Source organism: Methylobacterium sp. FW306-05-D (assembly GCF_058782155.1).
Map to the genome: position 1 here is coordinate 14,181 of NZ_JBYSXL010000053.1, position 18,707 is coordinate 32,887.

The 18,707-nt window shown below is 71.0% G+C and carries 17 protein-coding genes; 7 read left to right on the top strand and 10 right to left on the bottom strand.

Annotated elements, in window-relative coordinates; all coding sequences use genetic code 11:
* Position 1: 1 nt before the first annotated feature.
* The 9 genes from xdhC to AC3WLN_RS17015 form a co-directional block, all read right to left on the bottom strand.
* Positions 2-832, bottom strand: coding sequence for a xanthine dehydrogenase accessory protein XdhC (xdhC, locus tag AC3WLN_RS16975; RefSeq protein WP_492483178.1), 831 nt, complete (start codon positions 830-832; stop codon positions 2-4).
* A complete protein-coding gene (gene xdhB / locus AC3WLN_RS16980; RefSeq protein WP_492483180.1) occupies positions 829-3,180 on the bottom strand; it encodes a xanthine dehydrogenase molybdopterin binding subunit in 2,352 nt (783 codons plus the stop codon). The genes xdhC and xdhB overlap by 4 nt, the downstream gene beginning before the upstream one ends.
* Complete coding sequence (gene xdhA, locus AC3WLN_RS16985; RefSeq protein WP_492483182.1) at positions 3,173-4,669, bottom strand: xanthine dehydrogenase small subunit; 1,497 nt, start codon at positions 4,667-4,669, stop codon at positions 3,173-3,175. Before xdhA ends, xdhB begins: the two co-directional genes overlap by 8 nt.
* Positions 4,670-4,777: 108 nt before the next feature.
* Positions 4,778-5,854, bottom strand: a complete 1,077-nt coding sequence (locus AC3WLN_RS16990; protein ID WP_492483184.1) for a BMP family ABC transporter substrate-binding protein — start codon at positions 5,852-5,854, stop codon at positions 4,778-4,780.
* A 29-nt stretch (positions 5,855-5,883) separates the two neighbouring features.
* On the bottom strand, positions 5,884-6,810 hold the full coding sequence (locus tag AC3WLN_RS16995; RefSeq protein WP_492483186.1) for an ABC transporter permease: 927 nt from the start codon (positions 6,808-6,810) through the stop codon (positions 5,884-5,886).
* On the bottom strand, positions 6,807-7,883 hold the full coding sequence (locus AC3WLN_RS17000; protein ID WP_492483188.1) for an ABC transporter permease: 1,077 nt from the start codon (positions 7,881-7,883) through the stop codon (positions 6,807-6,809). Before AC3WLN_RS17000 ends, AC3WLN_RS16995 begins: the two co-directional genes overlap by 4 nt.
* Positions 7,873-9,471, bottom strand: coding sequence for an ABC transporter ATP-binding protein (locus tag AC3WLN_RS17005; RefSeq protein ID WP_492483190.1), 1,599 nt, complete (start codon positions 9,469-9,471; stop codon positions 7,873-7,875). Before AC3WLN_RS17005 ends, AC3WLN_RS17000 begins: the two co-directional genes overlap by 11 nt.
* Positions 9,472-9,475: 4 nt before the next feature.
* Positions 9,476-10,849 (bottom strand): 8-oxoguanine deaminase, encoded by a 1,374-nt coding sequence (locus AC3WLN_RS17010; protein ID WP_492483192.1) that lies wholly within the window; start codon positions 10,847-10,849, stop codon positions 9,476-9,478.
* A 99-nt stretch (positions 10,850-10,948) separates the two neighbouring features.
* The gene (locus AC3WLN_RS17015) at positions 10,949-11,938 is read right to left on the bottom strand and encodes a hypothetical protein (RefSeq protein ID WP_492483211.1); all 990 of its coding nucleotides are present in this window, start codon (positions 11,936-11,938) and stop codon (positions 10,949-10,951) included.
* A gap of 396 nt (positions 11,939-12,334) precedes the next feature.
* On the opposite strand from AC3WLN_RS17015, the gene AC3WLN_RS17020 reads away from it, so the two are divergent.
* The 6 genes from AC3WLN_RS17020 (at position 12,335) to hpxZ (ending at position 17,654) form a co-directional block, all read left to right on the top strand.
* A complete protein-coding gene (locus AC3WLN_RS17020) occupies positions 12,335-13,066 on the top strand; it encodes a GntR family transcriptional regulator (protein WP_492483194.1) in 732 nt (243 codons plus the stop codon).
* Between the two features lie 163 nt (positions 13,067-13,229).
* Positions 13,230-13,904 carry a cysteine hydrolase family protein gene (locus tag AC3WLN_RS17025; RefSeq protein WP_492483196.1) on the top strand — a complete coding sequence of 225 codons (675 nt, stop codon included), beginning with the start codon at positions 13,230-13,232 and terminating at the stop codon, positions 13,902-13,904.
* 67 nt (positions 13,905-13,971) lie between these two features.
* Positions 13,972-15,588: a regulator gene (locus AC3WLN_RS17030; protein ID WP_492483198.1), complete on the top strand. Its 1,617-nt coding sequence runs from the start codon at positions 13,972-13,974 to the stop codon at positions 15,586-15,588.
* Between the two features lie 61 nt (positions 15,589-15,649).
* Complete coding sequence (locus tag AC3WLN_RS17035) at positions 15,650-15,850, top strand: DUF4089 domain-containing protein (protein ID WP_463778670.1); 201 nt, start codon at positions 15,650-15,652, stop codon at positions 15,848-15,850.
* Positions 15,847-17,262 carry an AtzE family amidohydrolase gene (locus AC3WLN_RS17040; RefSeq protein ID WP_492483200.1) on the top strand — a complete coding sequence of 472 codons (1,416 nt, stop codon included), beginning with the start codon at positions 15,847-15,849 and terminating at the stop codon, positions 17,260-17,262. Before AC3WLN_RS17035 ends, AC3WLN_RS17040 begins: the two co-directional genes overlap by 4 nt.
* A gap of 11 nt (positions 17,263-17,273) precedes the next feature.
* Entirely contained in the window at positions 17,274-17,654 is a 381-nt protein-coding gene (gene hpxZ, locus AC3WLN_RS17045) for an oxalurate catabolism protein HpxZ (RefSeq protein WP_492483202.1), read from the top strand.
* Positions 17,655-17,674: 20 nt separating this feature from the next.
* Here the strand turns inward: hpxZ and AC3WLN_RS17050 are convergent, their stop codons facing one another.
* A complete protein-coding gene (locus AC3WLN_RS17050; RefSeq protein ID WP_492483203.1) occupies positions 17,675-18,235 on the bottom strand; it encodes a hypothetical protein in 561 nt (186 codons plus the stop codon).
* Positions 18,236-18,471: 236 nt separating this feature from the next.
* Between AC3WLN_RS17050 and AC3WLN_RS17055 the strand changes: the two genes are divergently transcribed.
* Positions 18,472-18,707, top strand: a 236-nt coding sequence (locus tag AC3WLN_RS17055; protein WP_492483205.1) for a dTDP-4-dehydrorhamnose 3,5-epimerase family protein, incomplete at its 3' end; no start/stop codon positions are given.

Genomic DNA, 18,707 nt, shown 5'->3' on the forward strand with positions numbered 1-18,707 from the left:
CTCAGCCGGCGAAGACGGCGATGAGTTCGGCCGCCACCAGGGCGGCGATCACCGCGGGGCGCTTGTCGCGCACCCGCGTGCCTCCGATCGGGCAGACGAGGCGGGCCAGCGCCGCCTCGTCGAGGCCCATCGCCCGGAAGGCGGAGAGGAAGGTCACCCGCTTCGTGGCTGATCCGATCAGGCCGAGATAGGCGAAGGTGTTCGCCTCCAGCAGGCTGGCGCAGATCAGGCTATCGAGGGCGTGGCTGTGGGTGAGCACCACGTGGCCGGCGCCCGGCGGCGCCGATTCCGCGGCGGTACTCACCGAGCCGACGACGCGTGCGACGCGCGTCCCCGAGACCCGCGCGATCTCCTCCGTGCGGTCGTCGACAATCCGGGTGCGGAACGGCAGCGGGTCGAGGGCCAGGGCCAGGGCCCGCCCGACATGGCCGGCGCCGTAGATCATCACCAGCGGCGCTCGCGCGGCCCTCTCGGCTTCCCGGGCCCGCAGGGCAGCGAGCGTCCCGGCATCGGTCCGCCGGATCGTCAGGGTCACGTGCCCGCCGCAGCATTGGCCGGTCTCGGGCCCCAGCGGCATGCGCAGGAGCGCCTCGGCCTCGCCCGCCGCCAGGAGTTCTCGGGCGCGGGCGATGCCCGCCCATTCGTAGGTGCCGCCCCCGATGGTGCCGGCGACGCGGTCCGCCATCACCAGCATGGCGGTGCCGGCCTCCCGCGGCGTCGAACCCCGCGCCTCGGAGAGGGCGACGAGGGCCGACGGCTCGCCCGCCGCGAGGGCGGTGGCCAGGATCTCCGACAGCGCCTCCGACACCGCTTGCGTCGGAACGAGGGTCACGGCTGCGCGTGTTCCGCCAGTGCCCGCATCCGGTCGACGGCGTCGAGCACGCGCTCCGGGGTGGCCGGGGCGTCGAGGCGGGGGCAGTGCCGGTGGCCGGCCACGCTCGCCACCGCGTCCGAGAGGGCATGAAGGCCGGCGATGCCGAGCATCAGGGGCGGCTCGCCCACCGCCTTGGAGCGGTAGATCGTCTCCTCGCGGTTCTCATTCTCGTAGAGCGCCACGTTGAAGATGCGCGGACGGTCGCCGCAGGCCGGGATCTTGTAGGTGGAGGGCGCATGGGTGCGCAGGCGCCCCATGCCGTCCCACCAGAGTTCCTCGGTGGTGAGCCAGCCGAGGCCCTGGATGAAGCCGCCCTCGATCTGGCCCTTGTCCACGGCCGGGTTCAGGGAGCGGCCGCAATCGTGCAGGATGTCGGCCCGCTCGATCCGATACTCGCCGGTCAGGGTGTCCACCGCCGCCTGAACGCAGGCCGCGCCGTAGGCGAAATAGTAGAACGGGTGGCCGCGGCCGGCGTCCCGGTCCCAGTGAATGGTCGGCGTCTTGTAGAAGCCCGTGGCGGAGAGCTGGATGCGGGCGAGATAGGCCTTGTGGATCAGTTCGCCCCAGGCGATCTCCTGATTTCCGACCCGGACCCGGTTGGGCAGGAACAGCACCGTCCCGGGCTCCACGCTCCAGGCCTCCGCCGCGAAGGCGACGAGGCGGCCCTTCAGGGTTTGCGCCGCGGCGCGGGCCGCCATGCCGTTGAGGTCGGCCCCCGAGGAGGCGGCGGTGGCGGAGGTGTTGGGCACCTTGCCGGTGGTGGTCGCGGTGATGCGGACGCGGTCGGCGTCGATCTGGAACTCCTCCGCCACCACCTGCGCCACCTTGACGTAGAGCCCCTGGCCCATCTCGGTGCCGCCGTGGTTCAGGCCGACCGAGCCGTCATTGTAGATGTGCACCAGGGCGCCGGCCTGGTTGTAGGCGGTGGAGGTGAAGGAGATGCCGAACTTCACCGGGGTCAGGGCGATGCCGCGCTTGATCACCGGGCTCGCTTCATTCGCCGCATGCAGGGCCGCGCGGCGCCCGGCGTAATCACAATTCACTTCCAGTTTCGCGACCAAATCCCGGATGCAATTGTCGGAAATGGCCTGGTGGTAGGGCGTGACGTTGTCGGTCTCGGTGCCGTAGAAATTGCGCTTGCGCACCTCCAGCGGGTCGAGGCCGCAGGCATAGGCCACCTCCTCGATCACCCGCTCGGCCGCCACCATGCCCTGGGGGCCGCCGAAGCCCCGGAAGGCGGTGTTGGACTGGGTGTGGGTTCGGTAGGGCCGCGAGGTCAGGTGCACCGCCGGGTAGTGGTAGCAATTGTCGGCATGGAACAGGGCGCGGTCGGTGACCGGCCCCGACAGGTCGGCGGCCCAGCCGCAGCGGGCGGCGAGTTGCATGTCGACCGCGAGGATCTGTCCGTCCGCGTCGTGGCCCACGAGGTAGTCCACCTCGAAATCGTGGCGCTTGCCGGTGATGATCATGTCGTCGTCGCGGTCGGGCCGGATCTTGGCGGCACGGCCGGTCTTCTTGGCCACGAGGGCGGCGACGCAGGCGAACAGGTTCGACTGGCTCTCCTTGCCGCCGAAGCCGCCGCCCATCCGGCGGACCTCGGCCGTCACGGCGGAGTTCACGGTGCCCAGCACCTTGGCGACCAGGGCCTGGGCCTCGGAGGGGTGCTGCGTCGAGGTGTGGACCGTGACCTCGTCGTCCTCGCCCGGGATCGCGAGGGCGATCTGGCCCTCGAGATAGAAGTGCTCCTGGCCGCCGATGGCCATGCGGCCGCGCACGATGCCCGGAGCCTCGGCGAGCACGGCGTCGGCATCGCCGCGCTTCAGGGTCATGGGCGGCCAGACGAGTTTTCCGTCCGCGCGCGCCTGCCGGTAGGTGAGGACGGGGGCGAGATCCTCGTAGGCGATGACGGCGAGGCGGGCGGCGCGCCGCGCCGCATCGCGGGTCAGCGCCGCCACGGCGAAGATCGGCTGGCCGAGATAGGACACCGTGTCCTCGGCCAGCATCGGCTCGTCGTCCCGGTGCGAGGAGGAGATCTCGTTGACGCCCGGCACGTCGGCGGCGGTGAACACCGCCACCACGCCTTGCGCCGCGCGCACGGGAGCGAGGTCCACGGAGACCAGGCGGGCATGGGCCCGCTCGCTGAGACCCAGGCAGATGTGGAGAAGCCCGGCCGGCTCGGCCGCGTCGTCGATGTAGACCGCAGACCCGCTGACATGGCGCGCCGCGCTGTCGTGGATGCGCGGCGTGTGGGCGCCGCCCGCGATCCGGTCGTCCGCTCTGGGGGCTGGGGGCGTAGGGTCAAGCATGCGCGAGTTCCCCCGGAGCCGCGAGCCGGGTCTCGGGCGCCTGCGGCGCGGCCTCGTGGATCAGGCGCTCGATGAGGTTGCCGGCGACCTTGAGACGGTAGGCCGCCGAGGCCCGCATGTCGGTGAGCGGGGTGAAATCTTGGGCGAGGGCCGCCTTGAAGGCCGGGACCGCCGCGGCACCGAGGGGCTGGCCCGCCAGCGCGGCCTCGGCCTGCGTCGCGCGCTTCGGCGTGCCGGCCATGCCCCCGTAGGCGATGCGCGCCTCCCGGACGCGGCCGGCGTCGAGGGTCAGCCGAAAGGCGCCGAGCACGGCGGAGATGTCCTCGTCGAAGCGTTTGGAGACCTTGTAGACCGCCAGCCGTGCCCCCGCCGGCAGGGGTGGGACCGTGACCCCCGTGACGATCTCGTCGGCGGCGCGGTCCTGCCGGCCGTAGGCGACGAAGAAATCCTCGAGCGGTAGGTCGCGGGTGCCGGTCCGGCTCGTGAGGTGCAGCGTGGCGCCGAGCGCGATCAGGGCGGGTGCGGCGTCGCCGATGGGGGAGCCATTGGCGAGGTTGCCGCCCAGCGTCCCGGCATTGCGGGTCTGGGCGGCGCCGTGCCGGCGGAACAGCTCGCCGAGGTCGGGGTGGAGGTCAGCCAGCGCCGCGCCGGCCGCCGCCAGGGTCACGCCCGCGCCGATGCGCAGGCCCTGCGGCGTTTCCGCGATGGTGGCGAGGTCGCGCACCCGTCCGAGCCAAATCACCGGGTCGAGCACACGCAGCCCCTTGGTCACCCAGAGGGCGACGTCAGTGGCCCCGGCGACGATCGTCGCCTGCGGATGCTCCGCGACAAGGTCGACGAGGGCCTCGGTGGTCGCGGGCGCCAGGAAGCGGCCCTTCGGCCCGGAGACGGCCACGGTCTCGTCGTCGCGCAGGGCCAGGAGACGGGCGAGGGTGGCGTCGTGGGCAGCGTCGAAGGCATCCGCCTCGGGGGCGGCCAGCGCCCGCTCGGCGGCGCGCACGATGGGGGCGTAGCCGGTGCAGCGGCAGAGATTGCCCGCGAGCGCATCATCGATGGGGCTTGGCGAAGCCCAGACCTCTCCGGCCGCGGCAGGCGGATCCTTGGTCAGGGCGAACAGGGACATCACGAAGCCCGGCGTGCAGAAGCCGCATTGCGAGCCGTGCTCCTCCACCATCAGTCGCTGGACCGGATGCAGGGTCCCGTCGGCGCTGCGCAGGTGCTCCACGGTGAGAAGTTGGCAACCGTCGAGCTGCCCCAGGAAGGTGATGCAGGCATCCACCGTGCGATAGCGCAGGCGCTCGGCGCCGGGCGGCCCCTCGGGGCGCACCACGACCACCGTGCAGGCGCCGCAATCGCCCTCGTTGCAGCCCTCCTTGGTGCCGATCAGCCGCTCGGACCCGCGCAGCCAATCGAGCACCGTCAGGGTCGGGTCACAGGCCTCGATCGTGCGCGCCTCGTGGCCGAGGAGGAAGCGGATGGCGTGTCTCATACGACCTTCAGTCCCTTGGACCGGGAACGAGCAACCCCTCTCCGCGCAAGCTCGGCGAGGGGTTGTGCAACAGGCGGTTCCACACCGCCTGCAAGGGTTCGCCGCCCCCTATTGCGGCAGCTTGTCGTCGATGCCCTTCACGTACCAGTTCATGCCGAGGATCATCGGGTCGGGGGCGTTCTCGCCCGCCTTCACCACCTCGGTGCCGTCCTGCTTGATCACCGGGCCATGGAAGGGGTGAAGCGTACCGTCTGCGATCTCCTTCTTGCTGGCCTCGGCCTTGGCCTTCACGTCGTCGGGCATGTTGGTGAAGGGCGCCAGCACGACCATGCCGTCCTTGATGCCGCCCCAGGTGTCGTGGCTCTTCCAGGTGCCGTCGAGGACGGCCTTGGCCTCGGCGATGACGTAGCCGTCCCAGTCGTCGACGATGGAGGTGAGCTGGGCCTTCGGGGCGAAGCGCATCTGGTCGGAGGATTGTCCAAAGGCGAGCTTGCCCTGCTTCTCCGCCTCCTGCAACGGCGCGGCGGAATCCGTGTGCTGCGACAGGATGTCGGCGCCCTGCGCGAGCAGGGCCTTAGCGGCCTCCGCTTCCTTGCCCGGATCGAACCAGGTGTTCACCCAGACGATCTTGAGCTTGATGTTGGGGTTCACCGACTGCGCGCCGAGCATGAAGGCGTTGATTCCGCTCACCACCTCGGGGATGGGGAACGAGGCGATGTAGCCGAGCGTGCCGGTCTTCGAGAGCCGGCCGGCGATCTCGCCGCAGATGTAGCGGCCCTCGTAGAACCGGGCCGAGTAGGTCGAGACGTTGGCCGCGCGCTTGTAGCCGGTGGCGTGCTCGAACTTCAGCTTGGGGAATTTCTTGGCGACCTTCAGGGTCGGCTCCATGAAGCCGAACGAGGTGGTGAAGATCAGGCCGTGGCCAGAGCGGGCCAAGCTCTCGATGGAACGCTCGCTGTCGGCCTCGGGCACGTTCTCGAGGAAACTGGTCTCGACCTTGTCGCCGAGCGCGGCGGCCAGGGCCTTGCGGCTCTGGTCGTGCTGGAACGAGTAGCCGTAATCGGCGACCGGGCCGACATAGACGAACCCGACCTTCAGCTTCTCTCCGGGTTTCTTCTCCTGGGCCTGCGCACCGCCGATCCCGAGCGCCAGAACGGCCAACAGGGCACCCTGCACAATCCGCATCGTCTCGATGTCCTTAAACTGACGCACGCCTAGCGGTGCGGGGTGAAGACCCGGCCGAGTGCCGCCGGGGCGAGGGAACCGCCCTGCCGCCTGCCGAGGGAGAGCAAGACCAGGGCCAGGATGGTGGCGAGGTAGGGCAGGGCGGAGAGCGCCTGGCCCGGGAGGCCGATGCCGGCGGCCTGGGCATGGAGCTGGAGCACGGTGGCGCCCCCGAACAGCATGGCGCCGGCGAGCACCCGCAGCGGATGCCAGGAGGCGAAGACCACGAGCGCCAGGGCGATCCAGCCGCGCCCGGCCGTCATGGCGGGCGCCCAGAACGGGGTATAGGCCAGGGACAGGTAGGCTCCCGCGAGCCCCGCGCAGGCGCCCCCGAACAGCACCGCGAGGAAGCGAACCTTGCGGACTCTGAGCCCGAGGGCATGCGTGGCGGTATGATCGTCGCCGATGGCCCGCAGGATCAGGCCGGCGCGGGTGCGCCACAGGAACCACCACACGCCCGCCACCAGGGCGAAGGCGAGGTAGACGAAGCCGTCCTGCCCGAAGAGCAGGCGGCCGATGCCGGGTAGGTCGGTGAGGCCGGGCAGCCCCAGATGCGGCGCAGGCTCGCGTTTCAGGCCCACGTAGGAGGCGCCGACGAGGCCCGAGAGGCCAAGGCCCAGGATCGTCATGGCGAGGCCGGAGGCGACCTGGTTGGCGCTGAGCACCACGGTGAGGATGCCGAACAGGGCCGAGAGGGCGAGGCCCGCCCCGGCGCCGGCCACGGCGCCCAGCAGCGTCGAACCGGTCTCCACCGCCACCGCGAAGCCGGTGGCCGCGCCCAGCACCATCATGCCCTCGACGCCGAGGTTGAGCACGCCCGCGCGCTCGGCGACGAGTTCGCCGAGGGCCGCGATCATCAGCGGGGTGGCGGCGGCGATGATGGTGACGAGCACCATCTGGAGAATGTCGAGGCTCACGCGGCGGCTCCCGGCACGAGGCGGACCCGATAGCGCGACAGGGCGTCGGCCCCGAGCACCAGGGCGAGGAGCAGGCCCTGGAAGGCCCGGGTGAGGTCGAGGGGCAGTTTCAGGTTGATCTGCGCGCCCTCGCCGCCGATGGTGGTCAGCGCGATGACGAGGGCCGCCACCAGGATCCCCGGCGGCGAGAGCCGGCCGAGGAAGGCCACGATGATGGCGGTGAAGCCGTAGCCCGGCGAGATCGAGGGTTGGAGCTGACCGATCTTGCCCGCCACCTCGGCGATGCCGGCGAGGCCCGCGGCGCCCCCGGAAACCGCGAAGACCGCGAGTGTCAGGCGGGCGTCGCTGAAGCCGGCGAAGCGCGCGGCGCGGGGACTGGCCCCCACCACCCGCACGGTGAAGCCGAACAGGGTGCGGGCGAGCACCAGGGTGGCGACGACGACGGCGCCCAGGGCGATCGCCACGCCGGCATGCAGGGTGTCGCCCTCCATCAGGTAGGGCAGGCGGGCGGCCTCGTCGAAGGTGACGCTCTGGGGGAAATTGAAGCCGGCCGGGTCGCGCAAAGGCCCCCGCGCCATGTAGTCGAGCAGCAGTTCGGCCACGTAGACCAGCATGAGGCTGGTGAGGATCTCCGAGACCCCGAGGCGGACCTTCAGGAACGCCGGGATCAGCGCGTAGAGCATGCCGGCCGCGGTGCCGACGATCAGCATCAGGGGCAGCACCCAGAGGGTGTTGCCGGTGGCCCCGTGGGTGGCGACGCCGATCCAGCCCCCGAACAGACCGCCGACCACGAACTGGCCCTCGGCGCCGATATTCCAGATGTTGGCGCGAAAGCAGAAGGCGAGGCCGGTGGCGATGAGGGCCAGCGGCGCGGCCTTCAGGGCCACCTCCTGCAGGGACCAGAGCTCGCTCAAGGGCGCCACGAAATAGGTGACGAAGGCCGCGGCCGGGGAGCGGCCCAGGGCGGCCACCACCAGGCCCCCAACCGCCAGGGCGGCGAGGAAGGCGAGGACCGGCGAGAGCGCATCCATCAGGGCCGAGCGGTTGGTGCGCGGCGTCAGGTCAATGCGCATGGCTCGGCTCCCGGTCGAGGTCCGGGGTGATCGCCACCGGTGGGCCGGCGGGCGCCGGCTCGGCCCCGCCCATGAGCAGGCCCAGGGTCTCGCGGGTGGTCTGAGCCGCCGGCACCGCCGGCGACAGGGCGCCGTCGTGCAGCACCGCGATCCGCCCGGCGATCTCGAACAACTCGTCGAGGTCCTGGCTGATCACCAGGACGGCGGCGCCGCGTGCCGCCAGGTCGAGGAGCGCCTGCCGGATATGGGCGGCGGCCAGGGCGTCGACCCCCCAGGTCGGCTGGTTGACCACGAGGATGCCGGGCTCGGCCAGGATCTCGCGGCCCATCAGGTACTTCTGCAGGTTGCCCCCCGAGAGGGTGCCGGCGGCGGGGTCGGGGCCGGCCTTGCGTACGTCGAAGGCGTCGATCACGGCCCTCGCGAGGGACTTCGCGGCGGCGCGGCGCAGGAATCCGAAGCGGCTCAGGGCCGCCGTGGCGTGGCGCGAGAGGATGGCGTTGTCGGAGAGGCTCAGGGTCGGGGCCGCGCCGTGGCCGTTGCGCTCCTCCGGCACGAAGGCGGCCCCGTTGCGGCGGCGCGCGGTGATGCCGAGGCGGCCGGAATCGACGCGGTCGAACCGCACCATCCCGGGCTCGGGCGCCAGGGCCTCGCCCGAGAGGGCGTCGAACAGCTCCGCCTGACCGTTGCCGGCGATGCCCGCGATGCCGACGATCTCGCCGCCGCGCACGCTGAGCGAGACGCCGTCGAGGGCGGTGCCGTGCAGGCCGGGGGCGGGGAGGGTGAGCCCGGACAGGACCAAGCGCTCGGGGCCCGCCGGCACCCCGGAGGGCGGCTTCACCTCGCCCACCTGCTCGCCCACCATCATGGCGGCCAGCGAACGGGCGGTCTCCGCGCGCGGGTCGCAGGCCCCCACAACCCGGCCGCCCCGCAGGATGGTGGCACGCGCGCAGAGCCGGCGCACCTCGTCGAGCCGGTGCGAGATGTAGAGCAGCGCCCGGCCCTCGTCGCGCAGGCGCTCCAGGACGGTGAACAGCAGCTCCGCCTCGCCCGGCGTCAGCACCGAGGTCGGCTCGTCGAGGATCACGAGCTTGGGGTCCTGCAGCAGGCAGCGGATGATCTCGATGCGCTGGCGCTCGCCGGCCGAGAGCGACCAGACCGGGCGGTCGGGATCGAGATGCAGGCCATAAGCGGCGCCGACCGCGCCGATGCGCGCCTTGAGGGTTCGCCCGCTCAGCCCCTTAGGCATCACGAGCGCGATGTTCTCCGCCACCGTGAGGTTCTCGCAGAGCGAGAAGTGCTGGAACACCATGCCGATGCCGAGGGCCCGCGCGGCCTCCGGGTTGGCCAGGCGCACCACGTCGCCGCGATGGGTGACCACCCCCTCGGTGGGCTCGAGGAGCCCGTAGAGGATCTTCATCAGGGTCGATTTACCGGCTCCGTTCTCCCCCAGCAGGGCGTGGATCTCGCCGGCACGGATCTCGAGATCGACCCCGTCATTGGCCGTGAAATCGCCGAAGCGCTTGACGATGCCGTAGGCGCCGAACAGGGGCGTCGGCCCCTCCGTCCGGACCGGGGGCGCGACGGGCACCACCCTAGTGTGTCCCGAACAGCGTGTGGGCGAGGCGGGTATGGGCCTCGCGCAATTGCCCGGTCTCGATTCCCAGGGGCTGGCCGTCGACCACGCGCCAGGCGCCCGCCACCATCACCCGGTCGGCCCGGTGGGCGCCGCAGAGCACCAGGGCGGCCAGCGGATCGTGCGCGCCGGAGAAGCGCAGTTCGTCGAGGGTGAACAGCGCCAGATCCGCCTCCCGGCCCTCAGCGATACGGCCGATGTCGCTGCGCCCGAGGCAGGCGGCGGAGCCTTCCGTCGCCCAGCGCAGGGCATCGAGATGGGTCACGGCCTCGGCCCCGTAGGTCAGGCGATTGATCATCAGGGCGTGGCGCACGCCCTCCATCAGGTTCGAGCTGTCGTTGGAGGCCGAGCCGTCGACGCCGAGGCCGACCGGGCTGCCCGCGGCCTCCAGCTCGCAGGTCCGGCACTGGCCCGAGGCCAGGGTCATGTTCGAGGTCGGGCAGTGGCACACGCCCACGCCGGCCGCGCCGAGCCGCTTCACCTCGGCATCGTTGAAGTGGATGCCGTGGGCAAGCCAGGTGCGCGGGCTCATCCAGCCCACCTCCTCGAGGTAGTCCACCGGGCGCTGGCCGAACATCTCGACACAGTAGCGGTCCTCGTCCAGCGTCTCGCCGAGATGGGTATGCAGGCGGCAATCGTGGGCGTCCGCCAGCGCCGCGCTCTCGCGCATCAGCCGCTTCGTGACGTTGAAGGGCGAACAGGGGGCGAGCCCGATCTGCACCATCGCGCCGGGCTTCGGGTCGTGGAACAGGCGCAGGACCCGCTCGCTGTCGGCCAGGATGGTGTCGTCGTCCTGCGTCAGGCATTCGGGGGGCAGGCCGCCGTCGCGCTCGGACAGGCTCATCGAACCGCGGGTGACGAAGGCGCGGATGCCGAGGGGCTTGGCCTCCTCGACCTGGATATCGACGGAGGATTCCAGTCCCTTGGGGAAGAGATAGTGGTGGTCGCCCGCCGTGGTGCAGCCGGAGAGCAGCAGTTCCGTGTAGGCGAGGCGGGTGGCCAGCCGGAACGCATCCGGGGTGATCTTGTCCCAGACGGTGTAGAGCGCCTTCAACCAGGGAAAGAGCGGCTTGTTGATCGCCACCGGATGGGCGCGGGTCAGGGTCTGGAAGAAGTGGTGGTGGGTGTTGACGAGGCCCGGGATGACCACGTGGCGACTGGCGTCGAAGGTCTCGTCCACCGGTGCGGCGGGCGTGGCGCCGGTCCGCACCCGCTCGACGATGCGGGTGCCCTCGACGACGATGCCGCCGGCGGAATCCTCGGCCAGGATCGACAGCGGGTTGCGGATCCAGAGACGCTTCGATGGGCTGGCCTCGGCCATTCTGTCCGTCATCTCCGTTGGGTCCGCGTCCGGCTGCTGTCCGGGGCGGACGTTCTGCATGGCGATCGAGGCTCGATCGAAGGGATTGCCCTCAGCCCCCGCACTCTGCCCCTAGAACACGTGGAACGCGACACCGGCCAGGAAGCTCTTCTCCTCGGTGCCCTTGAAGTTGAACCGCTCGATGTTGCCGAACTTGTTGTGCCAGTACTGGAACCCGATGAACACATCGACCCGGTTGGGTTGGTTGTAGATCAGCTTGCCGACATCCAGGACCAGGTTGGTGCGCGAGAGGAATTCCAGACCCGTCTTCGGGTTGGAGGCGAAGACGGCCGGGTTGTCCACGCCCCGCCCCTTGGGCAGCACGATGTTGTTGAAGCCCGCGATGCTCAGCGGCAGGCCCGTGAAGGTCAGCGGGAAGTTGTAGACGATCTCGAACTCCGGCACGACGTCGAAGCTGGTGTAGCGGTCCGCCCCCAGGTTGAAGCCGTTGCGGTTCCACTCCTTGTAGGCGTGCACCGAGGCGTTCAGGAAGCCCACCGGCACGTCGAAGGCGAAGTTCAGGCCCCCCACCACGTCGCGCTTCTTCGAACCGAAGGCGTCGTTCTGCGCGTTGGCGTCGAAGCCGAAGGCCAGCGACACGTCCTTGACGATCCCCGGCACCACGAAGGCCTTGGTGCCGGTCAGCGCGTTCAGGCTGAGCGTGCCCCGGTAGAGCCCGTAGGCCTCGGTGTTCCCGTAATCGTACTGGGCAAAGCCCCCCGGCGCGTTGGTGGTGCCGGCCGGAAACTGCGCGCCCGACTTCAGGATGTCGAGGGAGAAGAAGTTCGTGCCGTACTCCCAGGCATCGGCGTGCGAGATGTTGAGGATGTGCTTGGGCGCGTCCTGGTTGCGGAAGCTGCCGTCGGCCCGCTGCACCTGACTGCCCGGATTGGCCGCCGGAAACTGGTAGCGGTAGCTCACCTGCGTGTCCGAGAACAGGAAGAAGGACGACGGAACTTCCGTGGGCGCCACCGGCGCCTTCTCCTTGGTGAGATCCGCGGCCACGGCCGGCACCAGGGCGGCAAGGCTGATGGCGGCCGCCGCGAGCGGCCGTGCGAAAATCGTGATCGTCATGACGTCCCCCGTGGGCTTGAACGCCCGTTGCGGGATGTTTCAGCAACCGATGTGCCAGCGTGCGAGGGCCTGACCGCTGATCGCCGCACAGATGCAGATCCGCAACACCGGCGCGGCGGCCGCCAAGCACGGCCGGTTCGACGCCCCGCGTCGGCCGAGGCCGGAGGGGAGATCGCCGGCGGCGGCGCAGCGGTCTTCGCGGCCGGGGGGCCGTTTCCCGGTCACGCTTGCGTGCTCGTTGGGCGTGATGCCCGCACGGCATCGGTGTGCTGCCGCGCCGACGCTCGGACGACCCGCCGTTGCGGTGGCGCGCAACTCGGCCCTACGATGCCGCCACGCCGCCGCTCGCGTCCGGCCCCGGCGCTCTCCAGCATCGAGATCCCCTTGCCCGCGTCCCAGACCCGTGCCGAACGCCTTGCGGACGAGATCGCCGGCGAGATCCTCACCGGCACTTTCCCGCCGGGCCTGCGCCTCGACGAGCAGGTGCTCGCCCGGCGCTTCGGCGTCTCGCGCACGCCGGTGCGCGACGCCCTGCGCTTGCTCAGCGGGACGGGGCTGATCGACCTGCGCCCGCGCACCGGGGCCACGGTGCGGACGATCACGCCGGACGAGCTCGACATGCTCTTCATCGCCATGGGGGAGATCGAGGCGACCTGCGCGCGCCTCGCCACCCTCAGCATGAGCCCCGCCGAGCGGGCCGCCCTGCAGAACCTGCACGAGGCGATGGGCCGGCTCGCCGAGGCCGACGACCGCGGGGGCTACGCCGACGCGAATCAAGCGTTCCACGAAGCGCTCTACGTGGGGGCCCACAACAGCGTGGTGGAGGAGATCGCCCTCTCCCTGCGGCGGCGCCTCACGCCCTACCGGCGGGCGCAGTTCCAGGCGCCCGGGCGCCTGCACCGCTCGCACGGCGAGCACGGGGCCGTCGTCCGTGCCGTGCTGTCGCGGGATGCGTCCGCCGCGAACGCCGCCATGCTGATCCACATGAGCATCGTCGAGGACGCCTTCGAGACCGTGGACGCCGCCAAGGCCGAGGATCGCGCGACGGCACGCGAAGGCAGGCGACGGCGGGCGTCCGAACCGTCCGGCCCGCATCCGGAGCGCTTGCGTCGCTGACCGCGGCGTCGAATTTTGCAGGCTGCCGGACAAGAAGGCAGGATCGAGCATAATTTGAGCGTGTCCGGTGGCGCCCGTGCATACATGATCGAGGGAGATTCGCGGCGCGGCGCAGTCCCTCGCACCTGCTGCGGTGAACGATCCTCCGGCTCGGTGCCCCGGCATGTCCCATCTCCTTGCGGCCGAGCCCGCTCCGCTGTCGATCGATCCCGCGACCACCGCTCTGGTGATCATCGACATGCAGCGCGACTTCCTGGAGCCGGGCGGCTTCGGGGAGACCCTGGGCAACGACGTGTCGCTGCTCCAGGCCGCGGTGCCGCCGATCCGGTCCGTCCTCGCCGCCGCCCGACGCGCCGGCCTCCTCATCGTGCACACACGGGAGGGCCATAAACCGGATCTGTCCGATGCCCCTGCGGCCAAGCTGGAGCGGGGCGCGCCCACGGCACGGATCGGTGCGCCGGGCCCGATGGGCCGGATCCTGATCCGGGGCGAGCCGGGCCACGGCATCGTCTCCGAGTTGGCACCGATGCGCGGCGAGGTGATCATCGACAAGCCCGGGAAGGGCGCCTTCTACGCCACCGATCTCGGGGCCGTCCTCGCCGCACGCAGGATCGCCACCCTGCTCGTCTGTGGCGTCACCACCGAGGTCTGCGTGCACACGACGATCCGCGAGGGCAACGACCGTGGCTACCGCTGCGTGGCGATCGGGGACGGCTGCGCCTCCTACTTTCCCGAATTTCACCGGGTCGGTCTCGCGATGATCGCCGCACAGGGCGGCATCTTCGGCTGGATCTCCTCCTCGGCCGCGGTGATCGAGGTCCTCGGCGGCGCGCGCTAGAGCCGCGCCGACCGGAACGAATATCCAGGCACGCGGGAGCGGCACACCAGCGGGAAGGAGCACCAGCATGACGGCGGGCACATTCGGGACAGGGTCGGCGTCATCCGGATTCGGGGGGCCATCCCGCCCGAGGCTCTGGGTACCGGGCGATTGGAACGCCTTCTTCGGCTTCGGCACCAACATCCTCGTCAATCTGCTGGTGCTCACCGGCCTCCTGCGCTTCGTGCTCGGCATGCCGGACGCGATCACCTTCGGGCGCATCCTGCCGGCCATCGGGCTGATGCTCTGCCTCTCCACCGCCTATTACGGCTGGCTGGCCTACCGCCTCGCCCGCGACACCGGGCGTCACGACGTCTGCGCGCTGCCCTCCGGCATCAGCGTACCGCACATGTTCATCGTGGTCTTCGTGATCATGCTGCCGATCAAGCTCGCCACGGGCGATCCCGTGAAGGCCTGGGAGGCGGGTCTCGCCTGGGTGTTCATCCAGAGCTTCATCCTGATGATCGGCGGCTTCGCCGCGCCGGTGATCCGGCGGATCACCCCGCGGGCGGCGCTGCTCGGCACCCTGGCGGGCGTCTCCGTGACCTTCATCGCCATGCGACCGGCCCTGGAACTCATCACCACTCCGGTGATCGGGGTCGTGGCCTTCGCGATCATCCTGCTCGCCTGGTTCGGGGGCCTGCGCTATCCCGGCCGCCTGCCGGCGGGCCTGGTTGCGATCCTGTTCGGCATGGTGGTGGCCTGGGGCGCCAAGCTGTTCGGCCTGGACATGGGCGGCGTCAGCGGTCCCGGCCTCGTCGCGGCGCTCCAGGGCATCGGCTTCTCGGTGCCGCTGCCGGCGGTCGGCCACGTCTTCTCGGGCTTCGACTTCATCGGGATCATCCTCGTGACCGCGATCCCGTTCGGCATCTACGATCTCGTGGAAGCCATGGACAACGTCGAGAGCGCCGAGGTGGCGGGCGACCCCTATCCCACCACCCGCGTGCTCACCGCCGACGGGGTCGTCAGCCTCATCGGCTGCCTCATGGGCAACCCCTTCATCAACGCGGTCTATATCGGCCATCCCGGCTGGAAGGCGATGGGCGGTCGCATCGGCTATTCCTTCGCCACGGGGGCCGTGATCCTGCTGCTGTGCTGGCTCAACCTCGTCTCGCTGCTGTCCAGCCTCGTGCCCGTCGTGGCGATCGCCCCGATCCTGCTCTACATCGGCATGCTCATCGGAGCGCAGGCCTTCCAGGAGACCCCGCACTCCCACGCACCGGCCATCGTGCTGGCCTTCGCGCCGCACCTCGCGGCCTGGGCCAAGACCCTGATCGACGGTGCGCTGGGCGCGGCCGGCACCAGCGCGGCGGCGCTGGGCCTCGCCAAGCTGGGACAGGCGGGAGTCCTGTACGAGGGCCTGGGCATCCTCGGCGAGGGCGCGATCCTCGGCGGACTCATCCTCGGCGCCGTGACGGTGTTCATCATCGAGCGCGATTTTGCCAAGGCGGCCGCCTTCGCGCTCGCCGGAGCGGTGCTCACCTTCTTCGGCTTCATGCACGGACCGGCGGTCGGAATCGCGGTGACGCCCGGCCTGGCGCTTGCTTACGCGATGGTGGCGGCACTGCTCTACGCCGCCTCGCGCTCGAGGGCGGCCGCACGCCTGATGCCGCCCTCGACTCAGGCCGCGGTCGCGGCAGAATAGGTCCCGCTCCGTGCGGTGAGGGCCAACGGCCGCGCGGAGGGAAACCCCTGGGAGGAAGTTCATGTCGGAGCGCAACGACCCGCCATCCGGCGGCCTCGACGCCTACATCGACGCCGCGGCCGGTCTGCTCGCCATTCCGCTCGATCCGGCCTGGATCGGCGCCATCGGCAGCAATCTTGCCGTCCTGCGCGCGGCGGCCGCCCAGGTCGCCGCGTTTCCCCTGCCCGACGAGGCGGAAGCCGCTCCGGTCTACGAAGCATGACGCGCGGTCCGGATGCGATGCCCGATCCGAGCACCATGACCGCCGAGGCGCTGGCGGCGGCGTTCCGGGACGGGACCACGACCGCCGCCGCGAACGTGGCCGCGACCCTGGCGCGCATCGCGCGGGTGGACGGCGCGGTGAACGCCTTCACGGACGTGCTCGGCGCGCGGGCTCAAGCGCGCGCCGCCGCCCTGGACGCGGCGCGACTCCGGGGCGAGCCCTTGGGGCCTTTGGCCGGCGTGCCCTTCGCGGTCAAGAACCTGATCGACATCGCCGGCCTGCCGACCCGCGCGGGGTCGAAGATCAACCGTGAGCGGCCCCCGGCCGAGCGCGACGGTGCCCTGGTGCGCCGGATGGAGGCGGCCGGCGCCATCCTCGTCGGCGGCCTCAACATGGGCGAGTACGCCTATGACTTCACCGGCGAGAACGTCCATGACGGGTCGACCCGCAATCCGCACGATCTCGGGCACATGTCCGGAGGCTCGTCCGGGGGCTCGGGGGGCGCCGTCGGAGCCGGCCTGGTCCCGATCGCGCTGGGCTCCGACACCAACGGCTCGATTCGGGTTCCCTCCGCCTTCTGCGGCTGCTTCGGCCTCAAGCCGACCTACGGCCGCCTGACGCGGGCGGGCAGCTTCCCCTTCGTCGGCAGCCTCGACCATCTCGGCCCCATGGCGCGCAGCGTCACGGACCTCGCCCTGAGCTACGATTCCATGCAGGGGCCGGACCCGGACGACCCCGTGGCGACGACGCGGCCGGCCGCCCCGGTCCTGCCCGGTCTCGCCGAGGGCCTCGGCGATCTGCGGGTCGCGGTGGCGAGCGGCTACTTCGCGCGCGGCGGCGACGCCGAGGCGTTCGCGGCCGTGGCCGCCGTCGCCCGAGCTCTCGGTGCCACGCGCAGCGTCGAGATCCCGGAGGCGGCCCGCGCCCGGGCCGCCGCCTACCTCATCACGGCGGCCGAGGGGGCTGCCCTCCATCTCGACCGCCTCAGGACCCGCGGGCACGATTTCGACCCGGCCGTGCGCGATCGGCTGATCGCCGGGGCGATGATCCCGGCCCCGCTCGTCGAGCGGGCGCAGCGCTTCCGCCGCTGGTATCGGGCCGCCGTGCAGGACCTGTTCCGTGACGTCGACGTGATCCTGGCGCCTGCCACTCCGTGCCGCGCGCCCCGTTCGGGACAAGCCACCTTCGTCCTCGACGGGGTGACCCTGCCGGTGCGAGCCAATATCGGCGTGTTCACCCAGCCGATCTCCTTCATCGGCCTGCCCGTGGTGGCCGTGCCGGTGCGCCTCGACGAGGGCCTGCCGCTGGGGGTTCAGGTCATCGCCGCGCCCTGGCGCGAAGACCATGCCCTGCGGGTGGCGCACCATCTGGAGCGGGACGGCATCGTCCGGGCGCCCGTGGCGAAGCTGTGAGCGACACTCCGATGCTCATCGACGATCCAGCCGTGAAGGCTGAAGTGGAGGCCGCCTTCGCGGCCTACGAGGCGGCCCTGGTGGGCAACGATGTGCCGACCCTGGAGGCACTGTTTCACGATGATCCGCGTACCATCCGCTACGGCGGGGCGGAGAACCTCTACGGGATGGAGGCGATCCGCGCCTTCCGCCGGACGCGCTCGCCCGTGGGGCTCGCCCGCGACCTCAGGGACACGGTCATCACCACCTACGGCACCGATACCGGGATCGCGATGACGCTGTTCTCCCGGTCGAGCGCGCCGGGACGGATCGGACGCCAGAGCCAGACCTGGATCCGCTTCCCCGACGGCTGGAAGGTCGTCGCGGCCCATGTCAGCGTCATCGAGGGATGAGATCCCGCCGTCGCGGCGGATCAGGCGCCGTCCAGCGCCTTGGACAGGCGACGCACGCGACCACCGCGCTTCTCGTACGCGAAGAGAGAGGCCAGGGTCTGTCCGTCGGGAACGGACACGTCGGCCGGGTCGGCATCTCCCTCCGCCCCGGGCGTCCGAGCCTCCGTTGCGACGGGGAGGGGCGGGGACAGGCGCTGGCCGGCGCGTCGCACCACCTCCCGGTCTCGCTCGATCTGCGCGGCCGTCTCGCCGTCGACCCGGATCAGCGCGCCGGCACCGTCCCTGAATCGGAGTTCGACGGTCCAGGCCGGCCCCGCGTCACCGCCCAGCACGTCGAGGCCTGCATGCACGAGGGAAGCGGCGAAGCCGAACGGATTCGGCAGGGGACCGGTCGCCGCCAGGGCCTCGCGCAATCCCCGGGCGATACCGGAGCGTCGCGGCGGCTGGGTCGGCGGCCGGAGCGCAGAGGACTCCAGGTCCTCGACCCCGCGCCGGCTTCCATCGGGCAACGCGAAGACGCCGAACTCGTAGGAGCCCGCTCCGGGGCCGAACGTTCCGGATATGATCTGAATGGCGATCATCGATACTTTCCGTCCGGACTATCCCACCGGCTGACCAGAGGGAGATCCGGGAACATCAACACCGTCCGGTTTTGCGGAGTCGTGTGTCGGAAACAGGGCCGGGGCTCGAGGGCAACCTGAGCCTACGCAACCTTAGGCTGAGGCGAACCCCGAAAATCCCTCACGCCGGTCTTGACAGTCTTAGACACAGCCTTGCCAAGAGTGATGGTCATTCCCGGTCGTGGAGGCATTCTGGCATGCAGGTGATTGAGACGCAGATTCCGGCGGTGCGGCGGGTGGTGCCGACGCGGTTGGGCGATGCGCGGGGCTGGTTCTGCGAGACCTACCGGGCCGACATCCTGGCGCGGGCGGGCATCGCGGATGTGTTCATCCAGGACAACCAATCCTTCTCCGCTCCGCGCGGCACCGTGCGCGGCCTGCACTTCCAGCGCGCCCCCATGGCCCAGGCCAAGCTGATCCGGGTGCTGTCCGG

What these genes read in the sequence shown, in the direction of transcription:
- AC3WLN_RS17050 (WP_492483203.1), bottom strand. Translation starts at nt 18,235, where the DNA reads ATGATCGCCATTCAGATCATATCCGGAACGTTCGGCCCCGGAGCGGGC.
- AC3WLN_RS17035 (WP_463778670.1), top strand. Translation starts at nt 15,650, where the DNA reads ATGTCGGAGCGCAACGACCCGCCATCCGGCGGCCTCGACGCCTACATC.
- xdhA (WP_492483182.1), bottom strand. Translation starts at nt 4,669, where the DNA reads ATGAGACACGCCATCCGCTTCCTCCTCGGCCACGAGGCGCGCACGATC.
- xdhB (WP_492483180.1), bottom strand. Translation starts at nt 3,180, where the DNA reads ATGCTTGACCCTACGCCCCCAGCCCCCAGAGCGGACGACCGGATCGCG.
- AC3WLN_RS17030 (WP_492483198.1), top strand. Translation starts at nt 13,972, where the DNA reads ATGACGGCGGGCACATTCGGGACAGGGTCGGCGTCATCCGGATTCGGG.
- AC3WLN_RS16990 (WP_492483184.1), bottom strand. Translation starts at nt 5,854, where the DNA reads ATGCGGATTGTGCAGGGTGCCCTGTTGGCCGTTCTGGCGCTCGGGATC.
- AC3WLN_RS17010 (WP_492483192.1), bottom strand. Translation starts at nt 10,849, where the DNA reads ATGACGGACAGAATGGCCGAGGCCAGCCCATCGAAGCGTCTCTGGATC.
- hpxZ (WP_492483202.1), top strand. Translation starts at nt 17,274, where the DNA reads ATGCTCATCGACGATCCAGCCGTGAAGGCTGAAGTGGAGGCCGCCTTC.
- AC3WLN_RS17040 (WP_492483200.1), top strand. Translation starts at nt 15,847, where the DNA reads ATGACGCGCGGTCCGGATGCGATGCCCGATCCGAGCACCATGACCGCC.
- AC3WLN_RS17025 (WP_492483196.1), top strand. Translation starts at nt 13,230, where the DNA reads ATGTCCCATCTCCTTGCGGCCGAGCCCGCTCCGCTGTCGATCGATCCC.
- AC3WLN_RS17000 (WP_492483188.1), bottom strand. Translation starts at nt 7,883, where the DNA reads ATGCGCATTGACCTGACGCCGCGCACCAACCGCTCGGCCCTGATGGAT.